The 466-nt window shown below is 42.5% G+C and carries 1 protein-coding gene; it reads right to left on the bottom strand.

The window, feature by feature from the left end; all coding sequences use genetic code 11:
- Positions 1–97: 97 nt before the first annotated feature.
- Entirely contained in the window at positions 98–442 is a 345-nt protein-coding gene (locus ACXAFQ_RS20525; RefSeq protein ID WP_474825224.1) for a VOC family protein, read from the bottom strand.
- Between the last annotated feature and the right edge of the window lie 24 nt (positions 443–466).

The raw sequence follows: 466 nt of genomic DNA, 5'->3' as shown, positions 1-466 counted from the left end.
TGCTTAGGGGCACAAATACGGCGGCTATAATCGGAACGAAGTGACACAGCCGCCGTGTTTGTGTCCCAGCGAGCCTGCGAGCGGCTACAGCAGATTGTTAGCCGCCAACCTGAGTGATGTGTAGTAACTCACCCGATGGGCCCCACAAATAAAAAACTTTACCCCATGATTCTTGGGATATTGAAGTGATTTTTTGTTTAAGTGTGGATTCATAGCATAACCGAAAAGCTTCATCGATGTCAGATACGCAAATTTGAAGCATAAAGTTGCTTGCTAGCGCTTCATCGTAAAAGCGTTGCAGGAAGAAAAGGCAGTCACCGTTTTGAAATAAGGTGAGGTCGTCAGATACAAACTCAGAATTAAAACCAATTTCTGAATAAAATGACTTGGATAATTCGTAATCTTTGCTTGGAATAAAAGCCTTTATATCTGTTACGTCCATTGTATCTTCCATTTGGCTGCTAAC

This window comes from Alteromonas sp. ABH2_165, assembly GCF_056159945.1.
Note: the sequence above shows the minus strand (reverse complement) of the source record. Positions and strands in the feature narration are given on the sequence as shown.